Here is a 17,429-nt window from a genome sequence, read left to right as displayed (position 1 = left end):
TCAGGGAGGTCCTGATGAGCGTGATCTCCAACTTCTGAGCGCTCGTCCGGACGGCTCGGTCGGCGCCCCTTCCTGCCACGCATCTTTTTCGCGCTCCCCGTGACCGGGTGAACCGGTCACGGGCGGCATCCGTACCATGAGGGCGTGACCGCCCGTGCACAGCACCACCGTGCGCTGCGGCTCCCGATGCGGGGGCCGTGGCGCGTGCTTCTGCTGCTCGGGCTGCTCGCCGGACTGTTCGCGATGCACGGGCTCGGCCCCGGCAACACGGTCACGGCGGCCTCCGCCCACCACCCTCACGCGCGCACCATGACCGCCGCGCACATGCCTGCCACGACCGACGAATCCGTCTGCCACGGCGGCACCACGGGCGGCGGGCACGCACAGCACGCCGACCCGACCTGTGCCTCCGGCGCCGTCGGCGCGGGGCCCGCACTGCCGGCCCTGCTGCCCGACCCGGCCGGCGGTGCCGTCTCCGGCGACCTCGACGGCCGTTCCGTGGCCGCCGCGCCCGAGGGCGGACGCGCGCCTCCCTCACTGGCCGAACTGCAGATCCTGCGGACCTAGGACAAGGCCGAGCCGTCCCCCTCCATCGATGCCGGGGCGTACGGCACTCAGCCATGCCCGTGCCGCGCCCGCGAAGGGCGAGGCAACCCACGTACTTCGCAGGAGTTCTCAGCATGACCAGCACACGTACCCTCGTCCGTCGTGCCGCCCTGGCCGCGACGGCCACCGCCGCCGCCCTCGTCCTCGCCGCGTGCGGCGCCGACAGCTCGGACGCTTCCTCCGACGCGCAGGCTTCGCCGTCGGCGAGCGCCGAGGCCACCGCGGGTGCCCACAACGACCAGGACGTCTCGTTCGCGCAGGGCATGATCCCGCACCACCAGCAGGCGTTGCAGATGGCGGAGATGGCCGCCGACCGCGCCTCCTCCGCGCAGGTCAAGGACCTCGCCGAACGCATCCGCAAGGCGCAGGACCCGGAGATCAGGACGATGTCCGGGTGGCTGAAGACCTGGGGTGAGGACGTGCCGTCGGCGATGCCCGGCATGGACCACTCCGGCGGTCACGGCTCCGGCAGCTCCGGCATGGCCGGGATGATGGACCAGAAGGAGATGGACGAGTTGATGAAGGCGTCCGGCAAGGCCTTCGACACCATGTTCCTGACCATGATGGTCGTCCACCACGAGGGCGCGGTGGAGATGGCCACCACCGAGAAGGCCAAGGGCGAGTACGGCCCGGCGACGAAGCTGGCCGACGCCGTCATCACCGCCCAGACCGCCGAGATCAAGGAGATGAACAAGCTCCTCGGCAAGAACGGCGGCTGACCCGCCATGGGCGGCGGCCCCACGCTCCGGCATGGGACCGCCGCCTCTTTCATGGCACCGCCGCCTCCGTCACCTCAGGCCCAGCCCCCGCCGGTACGACGGCTCCGGCCCTGCCCGGTCCACGATCGCGGCGCAGGCCGGGCGGGCCGCGCAGGCCGCGGCGGGGTCGGTCGGGGTGAGCCGGGTGTTGTCCTTGAACTCCAGGTCGTGCGGGTCGCCGCAGTCCGGGGCGGGCGGCCAGCCTCCGGGGTAGTCCCGGCGGGGCAGCCAGTCGGGTACGGCGTCGTCCCAGAAGTTGCCGCGGTAGCGGATGTTCCGGACGGGCCGGTCGCCCCACTCCTCGCTGCACCCGCCGATCGAGGCGCGGTAACCGTGGACGGCGTTGTCCCGCACGGTGATCCAGTTGCTGCTGTCGTCGGTGTAGATGCCGACGTTCCACTCGCCGTACGCACTGCCCGTCACCGCGTTGCCGCTGACGACCGCGCCGTCCTTGTGCGAGGTGCCCTGCTCGCCACGCAGATAGATGCCGCCGCCGTCGGCCAGCAGCCGGTTGGTGGCGAAGACCCGGTTGCCGACGATGCGGTTGCCGCGCATCAGGCCGCGCAGGTCGTCGCTGGGGCCGGAGAGGATGCCGGTGTAGGGCACGTGGTCGACCTGGTTGTGCGCGATGGTCGTCTCACGGCCGCCGGTGTCCCAGATGCCGGAGGCCGCGTGGTGGTCCGCCGCGATGTGGTGGATCCAGTTGTTGGTGATGTGGTTGCCCCGATTGCTGCCCTTGGTGTCCGGCGGCAGCACGCCGAGTACGACACCGCCGTCGGAGATGTCGGTGAAGACGTTGCCGTCGACCGTGTTGTGCGAGCTGTTCTCGGAGAACTCCAGTCCCTGCGCGCCGAGATGGACGAACCGGTTGCCCCGGAAGGTGATGCGCTCGGCGGTACGGAAGGCGACGTTCCCAGGCACGGTGAGCAGCCGCGTCCCATCCCCGTCCGCCTGCCCCTGCCCCTGCCTCTTCCCCTTCCCCTTCCCCGGCCGCAGATACATGCTCCAGGCGGCGGCGAACCCGGCGGGCTCGCTGGGCGCCAGCCACCCGGCATGCGCGAACGTCAGCCCCTTGAAGGCGATGTCGTGCACCGGCCGACCGGGGCTGCCCGCACCGCTGACCAGCGTCTCCAGCACCGGCGCCGTCACCTGCGCCCGCCCCATGTCCTCCCCCGCCCTCGGCCGGTACAGCAGCTGATGCCGCCCCGGCCGGGAACGGTCCAGGTACCAACTCCCCGGCTTCTCAAGGAAGCTCGGCGAGTTCTCGACGTCGGACGGCATGGCCAGCAGCTCCGCCCCGTACAGATCACGGGCCATCCGCCAGCACGGCTGGTCCATCCTGATCGTCGTCAGGTCGCCCGGCCCCCGCGAGACACCCGCGACACCGCACCGGCCCTCGACGTAGTCGAACCGGAACCGCAGCTCGATGTCCTCGGGCATACGCCAGCCACGGGGCACGGCACTGGTGGTGGTCAGGCCGCCGGACGTCACCTTCAGCCTGCCGGGGATGCCGTCGCCCTGACTCGCCCGCGCGGCCCGCCTCTCCCCGACGTACAGCTGCCGTGTGTCGAGCGCCCCGACGTCCGCCCGCCACACCCCCCGCCGCTGCGGATCGGGCCGCCACCCCCGGATCTCCCGGCCACCGCTGAGGGTGACCGGCTCCTGCAGCGCGGTGCCATGGCCGTACGCCTGGTAGACCACCTGATGCCCGCCGCGCCCCGAGTCCCCGCCCGCCTCCGACATCCGCAACGGAGCGCTCAGCCGATACGTCCCGCCCCGCAGGTTCACCACGATGTCCGAGGTCATGGCCCCCGTCCTGGCCCGCACGGCCTGCTGTGCACGACCCGGCGTGGCGAACGGCCGTTCGAAGGTGCCCGGCCACCCGTCACTCCCCCAGGGCGCCACGTACAGCTGCTGTGCGGCGGGCCGCCCGCCGTGCGCCGACGCCGGGGGAGCGGCTGCCCAGGTCCCACCGGACACTGCCACTATCAGCGCCGATACGACCGCCCCGACCCGCAGGTCCGCCATGTTCCCGCTCCTCCCGTTCGCCGGACGTGTCCATGGTCGGGCGGGGGCGGCACCGGGCGCGTCGGCCGATCGTCGCTCACTGTGCGTCTTTGGTAGCGGCTGCGGATGCCGATGTGTGCCGGTGAGTCCGGCCTAAGACGGAGGGACGGGGCGAGGGATGGAGGATCGTTGAGGGCATGGCGGAACAACGGGTCGACAGGTGGACGTCGGGAGCGGCCTACGAGCGGTACATGGGCCGGTGGAGCCGGATCGTCGCGCGCGAGTTCCTCGCGTGGCTCGACCGCGCGGACGGTCTGCGCTGGCTGGACGTGGGGTGCGGCACGGGTGCGCTGTCGTCGGCGGTGACGGAGCGGTGCGGTCCGAGGGGCGTGGTGGGGTGCGACCGTTCGGAGGAGTTCGTGAGCGCGGCCGCCGCCCGCGCCCCGGCTCCGGACTCGCCGCGCTTCGTCGTGGCGGACGCCCTGGCACTGCCCGTGCGGGACGGCGCCTTCGACGTGGCCGTGAGCGCACTGACCCTCAACTTCCTCCCCGAACCCGCCCTGGCTGTACGGGAGTTGAGCCGCGCCGTCCGTCCGGGCGGCCTCGTCGCCGCGTACGTGTGGGACTACGGCGCCGGCATGGGCCTTCTGCGCCACTTCTGGGCCGCGGCCACCGCGACGGACCCGGCCGCAGCAGCGTTGGACGAGGGCCACCGCTTCCCGCGGTGCCGCCCGGAACCTCTCCACAGCCTGTGGACGGACGCCGGACTCACCGCCGTGTCGACGACCCCGATCGACGTACCGACCCACTTCACCGACTTCGCCGACCTGTGGGCCCCCTTCCTGTCCGGCCAGGGCCCCGCCCCCGGCTACGTCGCCTCCCTCACCCCGCCCGACCGCGACCGTCTCCGCGACACCCTGCGCACGAGGGTCCCCACCGCACCGGACGGTTCGATCCGGCTCACGGCACGGGCATGGGGGGTGCGCGGAATCAAGGCCTGAGGGCCTTTCCGGGAGAGTCCGTCCAGGAGGGCTGGTCCAGGAGGGCTGGTCCAGGGGGCTGGTCCAGGGGGCTGGTCCAGGAGGGCTGGTCCAGGGGGGCTGGTCCAGGGGGGCTACGGAGCGCCGCCGCTCATGTCCGCTTCTCCGGCCGCCGCCGGACCGGCAGCATCGTCGGAATCGGCTCGTTGTCCAGGAAGTCGAGGACGATCCGGTTGACCTGGGCGGGCTTCTCCAGTGGCAGCGCGTGCGAGGTGCCGGGGACGACGGCCAGTTCGGAGCCGGGGATCGCGCGGTACAGGGCGATGGTGTGCTCCAGCGTCATCAGGTCGTCGTCACCGACGAGGACGAGCGTGGGCGCGTCGATACGGGCCAGGTCGTCGGTGGTGAGATCCGGCTGCGTGGTGATCATCTCCGCCATCTTGCCCACGACAACCGGCCAGTGGTCCCCGCCGTCGGGCGACACGGCCGCGTAGACCTCTCGGAAGGGCGCCAGGCCGGGGCTGTCGGGATCCATCTCCGTGAACATCGCCGGATTCGCCAGGCACTCCGGGCTCGGACGGAAGTTGGCCCCCATGGCGACGACCTTGCGGACCAGGTCGGGCCGGGCGAGGGCGACCAGCAGGGCGACGATCCCGCCGTCGCTCCACCCGACGAGATGGGCGGGCCCGCCGACGACCCTTTCGATGAAGGCGACGGTGTCGTCGGCCATGTCCTGGTAGGACAACGGCCCCGCGACATCGGGCGTACGGCCGTGCGCACGGCGCTCGGGGAGCAGCACACGGTATCTCGCGGCGAGGTCCCCGCGCTGTGCCTGCCAGGTCTCGTTGGTGCAGAACCCGCCGTGCAGCAGGAGCAGGGGATCACCGTCGCCCTCGGCGTCGTACCACGTCCGCACCCCTGGCAGCTCCACGTATTCGCCCACTGACGACTCCGGCCTCTCGCTCCGCCAACGCTCGCAGCCAGTCTCCGCCGCCGCTCACCCGCCCGGCAACGCGGCACGACACGTCAGTGGCCGGGATCCCGGTCCGGGAATCCCGGTCCGCGTGGCCGGGTTCATGACAGACGACCGCCGATGAGTGAAGCGAACCGAGAAGGAGCCGCACATGTCCGAGGCAGGACGGGCCGAACCCCCCGCACGACCCCACGCACGCGTGCACGAACTCCGCCTGGTGGTCACCGCGGCCGATTACGACGAAGCCCTGCGCTTCTACCGGGACGAGCTGGGCCTCCCCGAGCGCGCGGCGTTCTCCTCCCCGGACGGCCGGGTCACCATCCTCGAAGCGGGCAGGGCCACGCTGGAGCTGACGGACCCGAACCACGCCGAGTTCATCGACGAGGTAGAGGTCGGCCGACGGGTGGCGGGCCACATCCGGGTCGCCTTCCAGGTGGACGACTCCACGGCCACGACGGCGAGGCTGGCATCCGCCGGGGCCGAGGTCATCGCGGAGCCGACCCGCACCCCCTGGAACTCCCTGAACTCACGCCTGGAAGCACCCGGCGCGCTGCAGCTGACACTGTTCACGGAGCTGGCGGAACTCGACGAACGCGCGTAGACCCGCGAAAACAAGCGGCCGTGCACATCCCCGCTCCCGCCCGGGAGCTTCTTCGTCCGTTTCGGTGATAATTGGGGCATGAGTACGGCGACGTTTGTACTAGCGGCCACGTCGAGCGAAGTACTCAACGTGATCGCCGCCTTTGTGGGTGGCCTGTTCATCGCCGGCGCACTGGTCTGGGCCGTGCAGTTCGGCATGCGGGTCCGTGATCGCGAGCTGCCCCGGCCCACGGCCGACGAGCAGCCGCACCTTCCTGACACCGGCCCGGTCCACGAGCTCCGGGAGATCAGGGAACCGGACGAGGTGCCGCACGCACACGGCAAGGAACGGCTCCTGCCGCACGAGCTGCACCACGCGGGCAGCAGGCGCAGCGAGGACCAGCACCGCAGGCGCTGGCTCCCCGGCAAGAGCGGCGCCTTCGGCGGCGGCGGCCTGGGTCACGGCTGAGCCGGGGCCCGAGCAGCGGCTCGGGCGGACGAGCGGAGCGCCTCAGCGGCCTGCCGCTGAGGCGTCACCGCGCGTCGAAGTGCCGGGCGACGTGCGAGTTGCGGTGCCGGTTGAAGCGCCGATCGAAGTGGAAGTGCCAGGTGAAGTGCCTCGTGCCGCGGACATGTCCAGTCCCGTGGCTAGGGCCAGGACGACGAAGAAGTCGACTCCGACCATGATCACCGACCACACCGGCGCGTACGGCAGGAACAGGAAGTGCAGCACCATGCTCATCGCCGCCACGAAGATCCCGGTGATCCGCGCCCACCAGGCCCCCTTGAGGATGCCGAAGCCGACGGCGGCCACGACGACGCCGAGGACGAGCAGGGTCCAGCCCCAGCCGGTGAGGCTCATCTCGAAGACGTAGTCGCCGACCCGCCCGTACACGTCGTCCTCGGCGATCGCGGAGATGCCCTGGAGGACGGCCAGCAGCCCGTTCACCAGCATCAACACACCGGCGAAGACGAGCCCGCCGGTGACCCAACCGGCCGTGGAGGGGACGGGTTGCCGTCCAGCGGGGACGGGACCGGCGTGGGCCGCATCGGTCGCGTGCGACTGCGATGGCGACGGAGACGCCGACTGCTGCTGGCTCATGACTGCCGTACCCCACTTCTCCGGTTCTGCGGTCGGTACGACGATGGGTTCGACCGGGGACGGTCACCACGGGGGAAGGGCCGATCGGGTGACGCCCGGAGTGCGGTGACGGGCGCACCGCCCTTCACTGAAGAGACCGGAACCACCCCTTGGAGCCCTCATGCCCGGTCCCCGTACACGGCGGAGCAGCACCACCGTCCTCCTGACGGCCGCCACCCTGGCCCTGGTCACCCCTCTGACCTCCTGCTCGGACGACGACACCCCCTCCTCGGTGGCGAGCAAGGCGGCGTCGGCCTACGCCTCGGCGACGGCGGAGGCCGGCCGCCAGCTGGACGAGATCAAGGGCGGCATCGACGCCAAGGACGACGTACGACTGGGCGACACCAAGACCGACTCCGACGGCCGTACGACGGTGGAGGTCACGGCCGAGAACACGACCGACTCGACGAAGTCCTTCGCCGTCCAGGTCAACTTCGAGGACGAGGACGGCAATCTCCTCGACGCGGCGGTGGTGACCGTGTCGGACGTCGCGGCGAACAAGACCGCGAACGCCACGGCCCGCAGCACACGCGACCTGAGCGGAGAGGTACGGGCGGAGGTGGCGCGGGCGGTGCGCCACTAGGGGGTGTTGTGAAAGTCCCGTGCGGTGCCCGCGCCCGCCGCGGCAGCGGCTGGTGTCACAGCCGGTGGGTGCCCTCGGCGTGCCGGACGAAGGCCCTCGTAGCGGAGCTACTTGGGCCTTTGGCCGGTGCGGCGAGTGGGGGCACCTCCCACGCCCTTAAGGCAGTGGGGGAGCGTGCCGGGCGCCGTGGGTGCTGTGCGGGACTTTCAAAACACCCCCTAGGGCCTGCCCGGCGAGGGGGGCCTTCACGACTCGGCGCGGCGGAACTTACGGTTTGTGGGTCACCCAGAGCAGTTCCGCCGGCCAGCGGTGTGCCCAGTCGGGTGGGTCGGTTTCGTTGTAGCCGTTGGGGGTTCCGAGTCCGGGCCGCGGCTCGATGAGGTCGTCGATGATGAGACCCGCGCCGCGCAGGACCTTGACCCAGTCGCCGTAGGTGAGCTGATAGCTGGTCGCGCCGTCGCCCTCGGCGATGGTGTTCAGTCCGAAGTAGTCCTGCTGCAACGTCGTGGTCACGCGGCTGGCGGCTTCGTCGTAGCAGGCTTCGAACCATGGGCTGGCGACGTTGAACACCAGGCGCCCGCCTCGGCCCAGGACGCGTGCGGCCTCCGGGACGGCCAGGTGCGGGGGCGCCCAGCTGAGCCCGCCGAAGTCGCAGAACACCAGGTCGAAGCTGTCGGCGGCGAAGGGGAGTTGTTCGGCGGCGCCTTGCACCAGCGGGTAGCGGGCCGCTCCCATCGCGCGGGCCGCCGCGGCGAGTTGGGCTTCGGACAGGTCGAGCCCGACCACGGTGGCGCCCTCGGCGGCGAGCGCCCTGGACCACTGGCCGGCTCCGCAGCCGAGTTCGAGGACGCGCTTGCCGGTGACGTCGCCCAGGGCGTGCAGGTGCGCGTCGGGGATGGAGTACATGCCCCACAGCCGGGGTGCGGCGCCGATCTGCGGGTCGTGCTCGTGCTGGTAGGCGCTGCTGATCCGGTTCCAGAGCCGCCGGTTGGCGGGGATGCTGTCCACGTGCCGACTCCAGCACTGCCCGCCGAGGGCGGTCAACACGATTAGGGCACTGCCCGGGCATCGCCGAACGGCTGCCGTCCTCGCTGGATAATCCAGCGCCGCACACGAACAGGGCGGCGCACTCCGACGCGGTGTCGGTGTACGCCGCCCTCGGGCGGGACGGGTGCGGGAGGTGGCCCGCGTGGTCATGAGGTCATGACGAAGGCCGTGGGCGGCTACAGGCTGCGGGCGGTGATGTCGCCGTAGCCGGTGGTCGCGTGGACGGTCAGGTCGGGGGTGCCGTCGGTGTTCCTGAGCGCGTTCTGGATCCGGCCGTAGCCGGTGCCGGCGTCCAGGGAGGCGGAGACCCCGCGGGCGGCGACGAGCGAGATGTCGCCCTTCTCGGTGCGCAGCGTCACGGTGCCGCGCACCGCCTCGGTGACCTGGATGTCGCCCTGCTGGGTGCTGATCTCCGCCGGGCCGGTGAGGCGGCCGACCGAGACGTTGCCGTCGTGGGCGGAGAGGCGGGCGCTTGCGGCCTCGTCGAGCTTGACCGAGCGGTACCCGCCCTCGAAGGTGACGTCGCCGAGCCGTCCGACGCCGCGGAGTTCGGCGGCGTCCGACTTCGCCTCGATACGGGAGCCGGCCGGCAACTGGACGGTCACCTCGACGGATCCGGTGTGTCCGAGGATCCGGTTCTTCGGCTCCGGCGCCTCGATCCGCAGTACGCCGTCGCCGTAGGTGACCTCGATCTGCTCCGCCGCCTTCATGTCGCGGCCCTTGGCGGCGTCCGCGGGCAGGACCTCGACGGTGGTGTCGGCCCGGTCGGCGGCGATGAACTGGATGCGCCCCGCGGGGATGTCGAGGACGGCGGCGATCGGGGCGGGGGTGTCGAACTTCTGCATCGTGCTCTCCTGAGCTCGTCGTCGTTTCTGACGATGGAAAAGCTACGTTGCGTTCGACGATTCGACAACATAGTCGTTGCGCATGAACTCAGTAATCGCAGGTGAGATGCATTAAAGTGTTGCAATGGTCTCGATTCTAACGCAACAACACTCCCACCATCCGTTGCAATGAATCGAAGGTGAAGGCTATGCTGAAGGCATCAAGCGTGAAGAAGTACGAGAGGGAGAACGCGATGCCGGGAGGCAGGCTCACCCAGCAGGAACGCCAGCAGATCGCGCTGGGGGTGGCCGATGGGCTCGCCTACGCGGAGATCGCCAGGCGTCTCGACCGCCCGACCTCGACGATCACGCGTGAGGTGATGCGCAACGGCGGCCCGACCGCCTACCGCGCCGACCTGGCCCACCGCGCCACCGAACGCCGCGCCCACCGGCGCAGGCAGGCCACGCCCCGGGGACCGCAGGCGCCCGCACGGGCCGACGGACGCGACGCCGAGGCCGTACGCGAGTACACGGAGACCTTCACCACCCTGTTCATGCAACAGGGCCTGCCGAAGATGACGGCCCGGGTGCTGGCCTGCCTCTACACCACCGACGCGGGCAGCCTCACCGCGTCCGAACTCGCCCAGCGCCTCCAGGTCAGCCCGGCGTCCATCTCCAAGGCGGTCACGTTCCTCGAAGGCATGGACCTCATCCGCCGGGAACGCGACGAACGCCGCCGCGACCGCTACGTGGTCGACAACGAGCTCTGGTACCAGGGGATGATCACCGCTGCCCGGTCCCAGGCCCATCTTGCCGAGACCGCACGGCAGGGCGTCGACATCCTCGGCCCCGGGACGCCGGCCGCCGTCCGCCTCGAAAACATCGCCCGCTTCGTGGACTTCGTCGGCGAGAGCATGATCCGCGCCGCGGAGCAGGCCCGCGAGGTGCTCTTCACGAACGCCGAAACGACCTCAGAGGACGGTGGGTGAGCTGGTACGGGGAGGGCGCACCTCCTAGGACGCCGTCCAAGTCCCGTCGCGGAACAGATCCTCGGCATCCGTCGCCTGGACCGCTCGCTGAGCCCAGACTTCGAGCTGACCCAGGTCGGAGCAGGCCTTCACACGGTCACGGGCGGAGTCCGGGACCGGGATGCCGCGCCAGTCGAGAATCCGCAGGACCATCGAGGCACGCTCCTCCTCAATGCCCTCTTCTCGACCCTCCGCACGGACCTTCTCGGCGACCTCGTGCCGGAAGAAGTAGTTCACCGGCATCATCAGCTCCTTCCAGATCTGCCTCGCCCGGTCATTGACCAGGCATGATTCAACGAACTGCGCGAGCATCCCCGCGGTGCCGGTGGTCGCCAAAGCTGCAGGTACGTCCCCTCGTCCGTCTCGGCCTGTAACAGCGTGTCCACGCGCCGTTCGACGGGTTCGATCTCCGTCAGGTCCGCGTTGAGGACCGCGAACTCGCGCGGTTCGGGAATCGGAATGTGCAACACACGTTGAAGGGTGCGCGTGAAACCCGCCGGATCCTTCTGGCAGAGCTGATGCAGACCCTCGTGCGACGAGCTGACCAGCAGACCTCCTTTCCGCATAAAGCGATCAACGCGCTACGCCGCGACGAGGTCACACCACACGTACTTGCCCCGACTGCCGTTCCTGGCCAGCGGTTGCCAGCCCCAGAGGTCGGCGCAGGCCCGTACGAGGGCGAGGCCGCGGCCGTCTTCCGAGTCGGTGAGGCTTGCCAACTCCCCTGGTGGCTCGGGTGGTTGAGGGTCCGCGTCCCAGGCGCCGATCCGCAGGACGCCGGCCTGCCAGCGGACTCGGAGGGTGGCGGGGCCCTTCGTGTGGAGTACGGCGTTCGCCATCAGCTCCGTGGCGACGAGTTCTGCGGTGTCGGCGAGACGGATCAGGCCGTGCATGGTCAGGATCAGGCGGAGGGTACGGCGACAGATCGTGACGGCTCTGGGGTCGTGGGGGATGGTGAGGGAGTACTCCCACGGCTCGGCGGGCTCGGTGACTCCGGTTTCGAGCATGCGTAACTCCTGGCAGACAGTGGGGAGTTGATGTGAGGGCCGGTGGCAGTGCCGCAGCCGTCGCGGCAGGACGGAGTGGTGCGCTTCCGGGGTCCCGGGGTTCCGCAGCGTGTGCGTCGCATCACCGACGGCATGGCACTAATTAGTGCCGCCACAAGCTGTTGTCGTAACTTGACACCCGAAAGTGGCGCTGTCACAAGGGTGTTGGGAGCGGGAGGATGTATGCCGCCGAGGAGTAATCCCACTGCGCGACAGGTGCGCCTGGGAACCGAGCTACGCAGGCTTCGAGAGGCTGCGGGTTTGAAGGCCCGGGAGGCGGCGGCGTTCCTGAACTCGACTTCCGGCCAGATGAGTCATGTAGAGCTGGGTATCGCGGCCGTCAGCGCAGAGCGCGTTCGCCGTCTGGCTGCCTACTACGCCTGCACAGACGAGGCGTTGATCGAGGCACTCGCGACGATGGCGACCGACCGGACCCGCGGTTGGTGGGAGGAGTACCGCGGAGTGCTCTCGCCGGTATTCATGGACACGGCCGAGGTCGAGCATCACGCAACGTTCCTCCGCGAGGTCGTGGTCACGTACGTTCCCGGGTTGTTGCAGACCGCTGACTACGCCCGAGCGGTCTACACGTACACACACCCCGGCCTACCCGAGAGCGACGTGGAGCCTCGGGTGGAACACCGGATGAGGCGGCGTGCCGTCATCGAAGGAGACGCCCCAACCCGATACGAGACGATCATCCACGAGCTCGCGCTTCGCGTCCGCGTGGCCGACCGTCCCGTTTCCCGCGCTCAACTCCAGCAAATCCTGGACCAGATCGAGCAGGGAAACGCCACTGTGCGCGTCGTTCCCATCGATCAGGATGGCTTCGGCGGTGCCGGGATCTCGATGATGTACACGGGTGGTCCCGTATCCCGGCTGGACACCGGGCTCCTGGATGCTCCCACCGGCGTCGCATTCATCGACGCCGAGGCTCAGCTGGAACGGCTTCGAACACTGTTCCGTAAGGTAGAAGCAGCATCGCTGGAACCCACAGCGTCGCGGGATTTCATCCACCGGTTGGCGAAGGAGCTGTGAGGCGTCACATGACCGAGGCCCTGCACTGGCAGAAGTCCTCATTCTCCGGAGGAGGCGATGGCGACACCTGCGTCGAAGTGGCTGTCGCCGCCACCCCCACCACCCTCCACCTCCGCGAATCCGACGACCCCGCCACCACTCTCACCACCACCCGCACCCCCCTCACCCACCTCCTCCAAGCCATCCGCACCGGCACCCTCCACCCCCGCCGGTAACCACCCACGGCCTCTCACAACTGCGGCTACCGACCCGCCACGGTGATATGGATCTGCTCGCTCGTCGCGCTGACGCCGTTCAAGGTCGCCGTCGCCTGGAGGCGGCCCGGGCCGGGTGGGAGGGTGTGGACCGGGGTGCAGGACCAGGTGCCGTCGGGTGCGGTGGTGGTCGAGCAGACCTCCTCCTCCAGAGCGTCGCGCACCGTGACCTGGGCACCCGGGTAGGCCGTGCCCGACATCTGCGGCGACGCGCTCAGCGGTACGCCGGACTGGGGGCCGTCCAGGGTCGGCTCGGGCAGCCCGACCGTCACGGTGCAGGTGCCGCGCTGCCGTACCGTGCCGTTCGCGTCCTTCAGGACCAGGGCGCAGTCGGGAAGACGGGTGCCCGGTTCGGCGTCCGGGGGGACCGACAGGACGAAGGGGAAGGTGCGGCCCTTCCACACCGCCTCCCGCTCCGCCGCCGCCGAGGCGGACGCTCCCTCGAAGGTGTACGTGCCGTTGCTCCCGCCCAGGGCCACCGTTCCCCGGTACCCGAGAGCGGCGAACGGCGTCCCCGTCACCCGCGCCTTCGCCGGCGCCGTCAGCGTCAGTACGGAGCCCTCGCCCAGCGGCGCCCCTTCGTACCCGCCGACCTCGACGATGCCCTCCCGCCCGGGCTCGATGGTCGCCGCAGCCCACAGGTCGCTTCCGGCAGGGCCGCCGGGGCCACCATGGCCACCCGTGCCCTCACTGCCGTAAGCCACTCCCGAAGACCCGGAGAACCCCGAGATCCCCCACATGGCCATCACGGCCACCACGGCGAGCAATCCACGTATCGATGTCTTCCGGCACCAGCTCATCGTCGGCGGAGCTCCTCACACACGTCGGCGGCCCCCTACCTGCGATTCTCACGGCCCGCGTCCGCCGATGCGCGCGCTGTTCGGCCGTACGGGGCAGACGTGGCGTGTCCGGGAGGGCGGGGGCGTCGGTGCGGCGCAGGGTGGTCGGGACTGTCGTCGTCGAGGAGGAACCGTGAAGCGTCGTGCCCTCGCCGTCCTGGCCGCCGCCGTCACCGGACTGATGCTGTACGCGGTACCGGCCACGGCTCAGGACGGCCACGGCAACATCGAGAGGAACGAGTGGAACATCCCACTCATCGGATTCCGCGTCCTCTAGCGCGGATGGGATGAACGGGACTGCACGGTGGGGGCGGCGTACTCGGCCGACTTGATGTCATACGTCGGCCCCGTCCGGCCCCTCCGACCCGTCCGCCTCGTCGCTCTCCCCCTCCCCGTGCCGCGCCGCCCTCTTCACGTCCGCCTCGGCCTCGTTCCGCGCGCTCCCCTGCTCCTTCGCGTACTCCGTCACCGCCGTGTGGACATCGCGGGCGAGGTCGCGCCAGGCCCGCCAGGCGGTTTCGTAGGTGTCGGTCTGGAGCTCGGTCCACGGAGTGTGGGCAGGCGGGCCGTAGCGGTCCCGTAGTTCCTCCACCCGGGTGTGCGCCTGGTCCGCCGCCCGCTGCATGGCGACCAGTTCGTCGAAGGTGCGTGCCATGTATTCGAATCCTTGGGGAGCGGCACCGCGCGGCCCGGTTCGCCACGCCGTTCTCCGGCCGTCCGGGTCTGCTCCCGGCCCGGGATGCACCCATCCAGATCACAACGGGCGTCCCGTGCCCACTCCCTTGCCCCGACCGTGCCTCCGGGAGACCGCCGCTGCGGCACACTGAACGTCGATGACCGCCGAGCAGAGCCGCCCTCGCACAGTCGCCTCCGGACCACGGTCCGTGGCAGCCCAGTCGATCGAGATAGCCAGCTCGGGGGACGGGGCCCACATCGAGCGGCATGTCCACAATTGGCCCCAGCCCGTGCCCTCCCCGGCGGAGGTGGAACCCGGCGGGGAGAGCAACGTGCCCTGGAGCGACCCGCGGCTCTTCGTCGGCCGTGAGGGCGCCCTCGCGCAGCTCGCCGTGGAGCCGCCGGACGCCCGGAGCCTGCACGTGCAGACGGTCTGCGGGCTCGCCGGCGTCGGCAAGAGCACGCTCGTCCAGCACTATGTGCACCGCAACCGCGACCGGTACGCCCTGACGTGGTGGATCACCGCCGACACACCCGGCAACCTCACCGCCGGACTGGCCGCCCTCACCTTCCGTCTCAACCGGGCGCTGCGCACCACCGCCACGAGCGAGGACGCCGCCGAGTGGGCCATCGCCTGGCTGAGCGTCCACGCCGGCTGGCTCCTGGTCCTGGACAACGTGGAGGACCTGGGCCATGTACGCCCTCTGCTGCTCGACTCCATGGCCGGCCATCTCGTCGTCACCACCCGCCGCGACCTCGGCGTCGAACCACCCGGCACCCGACTGCGCCTGGAGGTGCTCGGCGAGGAGGAGTCGGTCGCCGTGCTGACCGGGATCACGGGGTGTGGGGACGACGACTCCGGTGAACGGGCGGCCGCCGCCCGGCTCGCGACCGAGATCGGGCACCTTCCCCTCGCCCTCCAGCAGGTCGGGGCGTACGTCGTGCAGACGCGGAGCACGTTGGCCGATTACCTGCGGCGGCTGAGCAGCGATCCGGAACGTCTGCACACCGCCGTCCCCGAGGGCGGCGACCCTGAGCGGACCGTCGCCCGCATCTGGCATCACACGCTCCAGGACATCGACCGACGCGACCCGGCCGCCGTGCGACTGCTGCGGGTCCTCGCCCATTTCGCGCCCGACGACATCCCCCGGGACGCCCTCGGTGACGCCCTGGCCCATGCCCTCGGTGATCTGCCCGACCTCGACCGGTCGCTGTCCCTCCTCAACAGCTACAGCCTCATCACCCTCACCCCGGCCGGCGTCTCCATCCACCGGCTCCTTCAGTCGGTCGTCCGCGGTTCCCTCAGTCAGGAGACGTGCAGGAGGCGCGTCTTCTCGACAGCGGCGCAGCTGGCGCTCAGTCGCAGCCGGCTGCCGTGGCGGCGCAGGAAGGTCCGTCCCATCGACGCGGAGATCGTCGCGGACATCGCCGTCGCCGGGCATGCGCTCCAGCACGCGGTGCACGCGCTGGACGCCAAGGACCCGAAGGACTGGCCCCGCTGGCGCACTCTGCTGCCGCACATCGAGGCGCTCCTCTCACACGCCTCGGACGACGACCAGCTCCTCTTGCGGGATCTGATGATGGTCACGTGCTCCTACCTCCTGTCGCAGGGGTTCGACGCCCGCGCGCTCCCCTACGGGGAGATGCTGCTGAAGGCCGGAGAGAGGTTGCTGACCCCGGACCATGTGCCTCCCGGCATGATCATGGCGCTGAACATCCTGACGATGATCCACTGCAGTCTCGGGAACTATCCGGAGGCGTGCGAGGCAGGCGAGCGGGGTCTCGCCCTGAGCGGAGCGCTCGACGACGGGGAGTTCCTTGAGCACATTCAGTCCACCACCAACAATCTCGCCGCCGTCTATCGGGGCCTCGGGCGTCACGAGGACGCGCTCCCGCTCGATCAGAAGTCCGTGGAGATCGCCGAGCGCCTGCACGGGCACCACCCGCTGACCTCGGTGTCCATGAGCAACCTGGGCCGCACCATGCAGACGCTCGGCCGCTACGACGAGGCCCTGGAACTGGCCCGCAAAGCCCTGGACATCAGCCGGGACACGATGCCGGCCGCCCACCCCACCAACCTGACGAACCTCAACAACCTCGCGACCGTCTACCTCTCTCTTGAGCAGTACGAGGACGCCGAGCGGGTCAATCTCGAACTGCTGGACCAGTGCGAGGAATCCCTCGGCGGAGATCACCCCCTCCTCTCCGTCGTGCTGAGCAACCTGGCGACCACCTACTGCCGGACGGGCCGTGACGACGAGGCGCTTCCGATCGCGGAGCGGTCCGCGGAGATCAGCGCGCAAGCCCTGGGGGCGGACCACCCCACCACCCTCAGGAACTTCCACAACCTCGCCCACATCCTCTGCACGCTGGGGAGGCACAGGGAAGAGGTCGCCATCGCCGTGGTCGCCCTCAAGACCAGTCTGGAGACCTTCGGCCCGGAACACCCCCTGACGGAGCGCCTCGCGGCCCCCCTGGCGCACCATCCGGACCTCTTCCAGGAGCTGCTGTCCGGGCTCAGCCCCGAAGGAAGCCCCGAAGGAAGTCCTGAAGGAAGCTTGGGCGAATCAAAAGGCCGTCCATGACCCCGTGCGCGTACTCCCGTGCGACAGACAGGTACGACCGCCACGGCACAGGAGGCAGCACGGTGCGCATCACTCGGCACGCGACCGGAACTCTCTTCGTGGGCGGCGCCATGAGTCTCACCCTCGTCGCCCTCGTCCATCCCTCGATGCTCGCAGCACCGTCGCCGCCTCCCAGACCCGCGTCATCGCCCAGACCGCGACCGGCCCCCTGACGGAGGCCGACCGGGACTTCGTCGTGAAGGTGCGGGCGGCGGGGCTGTGGGAGTACCCGGTGGGGAAGATGGCGCTGCAGAAGGGCACCACCGGCGCCGTGCGTACGGCCGGGCGGCACCTGGTCGACGGGCATGCCGCCCTCGACGCCACCTGCCGCGGGATCGCCACGCGGCTGAACACCACCCCGCCCCCTCCGGCCGCGGGCGAACCGCAGGTGCGCCTGGCACCGGCGCCCTGAGTCGGTGCGCGGCGGTTG

At 70.4% G+C, this 17,429-nt stretch carries 20 protein-coding genes and 1 pseudogene; 12 read left to right on the top strand and 9 right to left on the bottom strand.

The features are described 5' to 3' along the window. Positions 1-144: 144 nt before the first annotated feature. The gene (locus tag POF73_RS27010) at positions 145-567 is read left to right on the top strand and encodes a DUF6153 family protein (RefSeq protein ID WP_272120448.1); all 423 of its coding nucleotides are present in this window, start codon (positions 145-147) and stop codon (positions 565-567) included. Between the two features lie 113 nt (positions 568-680). Beyond that, positions 681-1,325, top strand: coding sequence for a DUF305 domain-containing protein (locus tag POF73_RS27005; protein ID WP_272120446.1), 645 nt, complete (start codon positions 681-683; stop codon positions 1,323-1,325). A 69-nt stretch (positions 1,326-1,394) separates the two neighbouring features. Here POF73_RS27005 and POF73_RS27000 read toward each other — a convergent pair whose 3' ends face one another. Further along, positions 1,395-3,392 (bottom strand): right-handed parallel beta-helix repeat-containing protein, encoded by a 1,998-nt coding sequence (locus POF73_RS27000; protein WP_272120444.1) that lies wholly within the window; start codon positions 3,390-3,392, stop codon positions 1,395-1,397. Positions 3,393-3,568: 176 nt separating this feature from the next. On the opposite strand from POF73_RS27000, the gene POF73_RS26995 reads away from it, so the two are divergent. Further along, entirely contained in the window at positions 3,569-4,372 is an 804-nt protein-coding gene (locus tag POF73_RS26995; RefSeq protein ID WP_272120442.1) for a class I SAM-dependent methyltransferase, read from the top strand. 130 nt (positions 4,373-4,502) lie between these two features. On the opposite strand, the gene POF73_RS26990 is transcribed toward POF73_RS26995, so the two are convergent. After that, positions 4,503-5,294 carry an alpha/beta fold hydrolase gene (locus POF73_RS26990; protein ID WP_272120440.1) on the bottom strand — a complete coding sequence of 264 codons (792 nt, stop codon included), beginning with the start codon at positions 5,292-5,294 and terminating at the stop codon, positions 4,503-4,505. Between the two features lie 181 nt (positions 5,295-5,475). Here POF73_RS26990 and POF73_RS26985 point away from each other — a divergent pair, with 181 nt between their 5' ends. Beyond that, complete coding sequence (locus tag POF73_RS26985; protein WP_272120438.1) at positions 5,476-5,925, top strand: VOC family protein; 450 nt, start codon at positions 5,476-5,478, stop codon at positions 5,923-5,925. 78 nt (positions 5,926-6,003) lie between these two features. After that, positions 6,004-6,372: a DUF6479 family protein gene (locus tag POF73_RS26980; protein WP_272120436.1), complete on the top strand. Its 369-nt coding sequence runs from the start codon at positions 6,004-6,006 to the stop codon at positions 6,370-6,372. A gap of 42 nt (positions 6,373-6,414) precedes the next feature. On the opposite strand, the gene POF73_RS26975 is transcribed toward POF73_RS26980, so the two are convergent. Beyond that, the gene (locus tag POF73_RS26975) at positions 6,415-7,005 is read right to left on the bottom strand and encodes a DUF7144 family membrane protein (RefSeq protein WP_334313626.1); all 591 of its coding nucleotides are present in this window, start codon (positions 7,003-7,005) and stop codon (positions 6,415-6,417) included. 160 nt (positions 7,006-7,165) lie between these two features. Here POF73_RS26975 and POF73_RS26970 point away from each other — a divergent pair, with 160 nt between their 5' ends. After that, the gene (locus POF73_RS26970; RefSeq protein ID WP_272120434.1) at positions 7,166-7,627 is read left to right on the top strand and encodes an FxLYD domain-containing protein; all 462 of its coding nucleotides are present in this window, start codon (positions 7,166-7,168) and stop codon (positions 7,625-7,627) included. Between the two features lie 267 nt (positions 7,628-7,894). Here POF73_RS26970 and POF73_RS26965 read toward each other — a convergent pair whose 3' ends face one another. Both POF73_RS26965 and POF73_RS26960 read right to left on the bottom strand, forming a co-directional pair. Beyond that, the gene (locus POF73_RS26965) at positions 7,895-8,635 is read right to left on the bottom strand and encodes a class I SAM-dependent methyltransferase (RefSeq protein WP_272120431.1); all 741 of its coding nucleotides are present in this window, start codon (positions 8,633-8,635) and stop codon (positions 7,895-7,897) included. A gap of 215 nt (positions 8,636-8,850) precedes the next feature. Further along, positions 8,851-9,519 (bottom strand): DUF4097 family beta strand repeat-containing protein, encoded by a 669-nt coding sequence (locus POF73_RS26960; protein WP_272120429.1) that lies wholly within the window; start codon positions 9,517-9,519, stop codon positions 8,851-8,853. A gap of 233 nt (positions 9,520-9,752) precedes the next feature. Here POF73_RS26960 and POF73_RS26955 point away from each other — a divergent pair, with 233 nt between their 5' ends. Then, on the top strand, positions 9,753-10,487 hold the full coding sequence (locus POF73_RS26955; RefSeq protein WP_272120465.1) for a helix-turn-helix domain-containing protein: 735 nt from the start codon (positions 9,753-9,755) through the stop codon (positions 10,485-10,487). A gap of 24 nt (positions 10,488-10,511) precedes the next feature. Here POF73_RS26955 and POF73_RS46305 read toward each other — a convergent pair whose 3' ends face one another. Both POF73_RS46305 and POF73_RS26945 read right to left on the bottom strand, forming a co-directional pair. After that, the gene (locus POF73_RS46305; protein WP_443049655.1) at positions 10,512-10,862 is read right to left on the bottom strand and encodes a hypothetical protein; all 351 of its coding nucleotides are present in this window, start codon (positions 10,860-10,862) and stop codon (positions 10,512-10,514) included. A 245-nt stretch (positions 10,863-11,107) separates the two neighbouring features. Then, positions 11,108-11,533: an ATP-binding protein gene (locus POF73_RS26945; protein WP_272120428.1), complete on the bottom strand. Its 426-nt coding sequence runs from the start codon at positions 11,531-11,533 to the stop codon at positions 11,108-11,110. A gap of 222 nt (positions 11,534-11,755) precedes the next feature. Here POF73_RS26945 and POF73_RS26940 point away from each other — a divergent pair, with 222 nt between their 5' ends. Continuing rightward, the gene (locus tag POF73_RS26940) at positions 11,756-12,607 is read left to right on the top strand and encodes a helix-turn-helix domain-containing protein (RefSeq protein WP_272120426.1); all 852 of its coding nucleotides are present in this window, start codon (positions 11,756-11,758) and stop codon (positions 12,605-12,607) included. Between the two features lie 8 nt (positions 12,608-12,615). Next, positions 12,616-12,822 (top strand): DUF397 domain-containing protein, encoded by a 207-nt coding sequence (locus POF73_RS26935; RefSeq protein ID WP_272120424.1) that lies wholly within the window; start codon positions 12,616-12,618, stop codon positions 12,820-12,822. 26 nt (positions 12,823-12,848) lie between these two features. Here the strand turns inward: POF73_RS26935 and POF73_RS26930 are convergent, their stop codons facing one another. Then, the gene (locus POF73_RS26930; RefSeq protein WP_272120421.1) at positions 12,849-13,661 is read right to left on the bottom strand and encodes a carboxypeptidase regulatory-like domain-containing protein; all 813 of its coding nucleotides are present in this window, start codon (positions 13,659-13,661) and stop codon (positions 12,849-12,851) included. Positions 13,662-13,833: 172 nt separating this feature from the next. Between POF73_RS26930 and POF73_RS26925 the strand changes: the two genes are divergently transcribed. Then, positions 13,834-13,977, top strand: a complete 144-nt coding sequence (locus POF73_RS26925; RefSeq protein ID WP_272120419.1) for a hypothetical protein — start codon at positions 13,834-13,836, stop codon at positions 13,975-13,977. A gap of 57 nt (positions 13,978-14,034) precedes the next feature. Here POF73_RS26925 and POF73_RS26920 read toward each other — a convergent pair whose 3' ends face one another. After that, on the bottom strand, positions 14,035-14,355 hold the full coding sequence (locus POF73_RS26920) for a hypothetical protein (protein ID WP_272120417.1): 321 nt from the start codon (positions 14,353-14,355) through the stop codon (positions 14,035-14,037). Positions 14,356-14,584: 229 nt separating this feature from the next. On the opposite strand from POF73_RS26920, the gene POF73_RS26915 reads away from it, so the two are divergent. Together POF73_RS26915 and POF73_RS26910 are read left to right on the top strand one after the other, a co-directional pair. After that, the gene (locus tag POF73_RS26915) at positions 14,585-16,960 is read left to right on the top strand and encodes a tetratricopeptide repeat protein (protein ID WP_272120415.1); all 2,376 of its coding nucleotides are present in this window, start codon (positions 14,585-14,587) and stop codon (positions 16,958-16,960) included. A gap of 110 nt (positions 16,961-17,070) precedes the next feature. After that, a pseudogene (locus POF73_RS26910) lies at positions 17,071-17,375 on the top strand (DUF4142 domain-containing protein); the annotation flags it as partial. Positions 17,376-17,429: the final 54 nt, after the last annotated feature.

This window comes from Streptomyces sp. HD (assembly GCF_028369295.1).
Taxonomy (GTDB): Bacteria; Actinomycetota; Actinomycetes; order Streptomycetales; family Streptomycetaceae; genus Streptomyces.
Note: the sequence above shows the minus strand (reverse complement) of the source record. Positions and strands in the feature narration are given on the sequence as shown.

Coding starts and splice junctions, on each gene's coding strand:
- POF73_RS26955 (WP_272120465.1), top strand. CDS start 9,753: ATGCCGGGAGGCAGGCTCACCCAGCAGGAACGCCAGCAGATCGCGCTG.
- POF73_RS26975 (WP_334313626.1), bottom strand. CDS start 7,005: ATGAGCCAGCAGCAGTCGGCGTCTCCGTCGCCATCGCAGTCGCACGCG.
- POF73_RS26920 (WP_272120417.1), bottom strand. CDS start 14,355: ATGGCACGCACCTTCGACGAACTGGTCGCCATGCAGCGGGCGGCGGAC.
- POF73_RS26970 (WP_272120434.1), top strand. CDS start 7,166: ATGCCCGGTCCCCGTACACGGCGGAGCAGCACCACCGTCCTCCTGACG.
- POF73_RS26940 (WP_272120426.1), top strand. CDS start 11,756: ATGCCGCCGAGGAGTAATCCCACTGCGCGACAGGTGCGCCTGGGAACC.
- POF73_RS26930 (WP_272120421.1), bottom strand. CDS start 13,661: ATGAGCTGGTGCCGGAAGACATCGATACGTGGATTGCTCGCCGTGGTG.
- POF73_RS27000 (WP_272120444.1), bottom strand. CDS start 3,392: ATGGCGGACCTGCGGGTCGGGGCGGTCGTATCGGCGCTGATAGTGGCA.
- POF73_RS26995 (WP_272120442.1), top strand. CDS start 3,569: ATGGCGGAACAACGGGTCGACAGGTGGACGTCGGGAGCGGCCTACGAG.
- POF73_RS27005 (WP_272120446.1), top strand. CDS start 681: ATGACCAGCACACGTACCCTCGTCCGTCGTGCCGCCCTGGCCGCGACG.
- POF73_RS26980 (WP_272120436.1), top strand. CDS start 6,004: ATGAGTACGGCGACGTTTGTACTAGCGGCCACGTCGAGCGAAGTACTC.
- POF73_RS26960 (WP_272120429.1), bottom strand. CDS start 9,519: ATGCAGAAGTTCGACACCCCCGCCCCGATCGCCGCCGTCCTCGACATC.
- POF73_RS26935 (WP_272120424.1), top strand. CDS start 12,616: ATGACCGAGGCCCTGCACTGGCAGAAGTCCTCATTCTCCGGAGGAGGC.
- POF73_RS26985 (WP_272120438.1), top strand. CDS start 5,476: ATGTCCGAGGCAGGACGGGCCGAACCCCCCGCACGACCCCACGCACGC.
- POF73_RS26945 (WP_272120428.1), bottom strand. CDS start 11,533: ATGCTCGAAACCGGAGTCACCGAGCCCGCCGAGCCGTGGGAGTACTCC.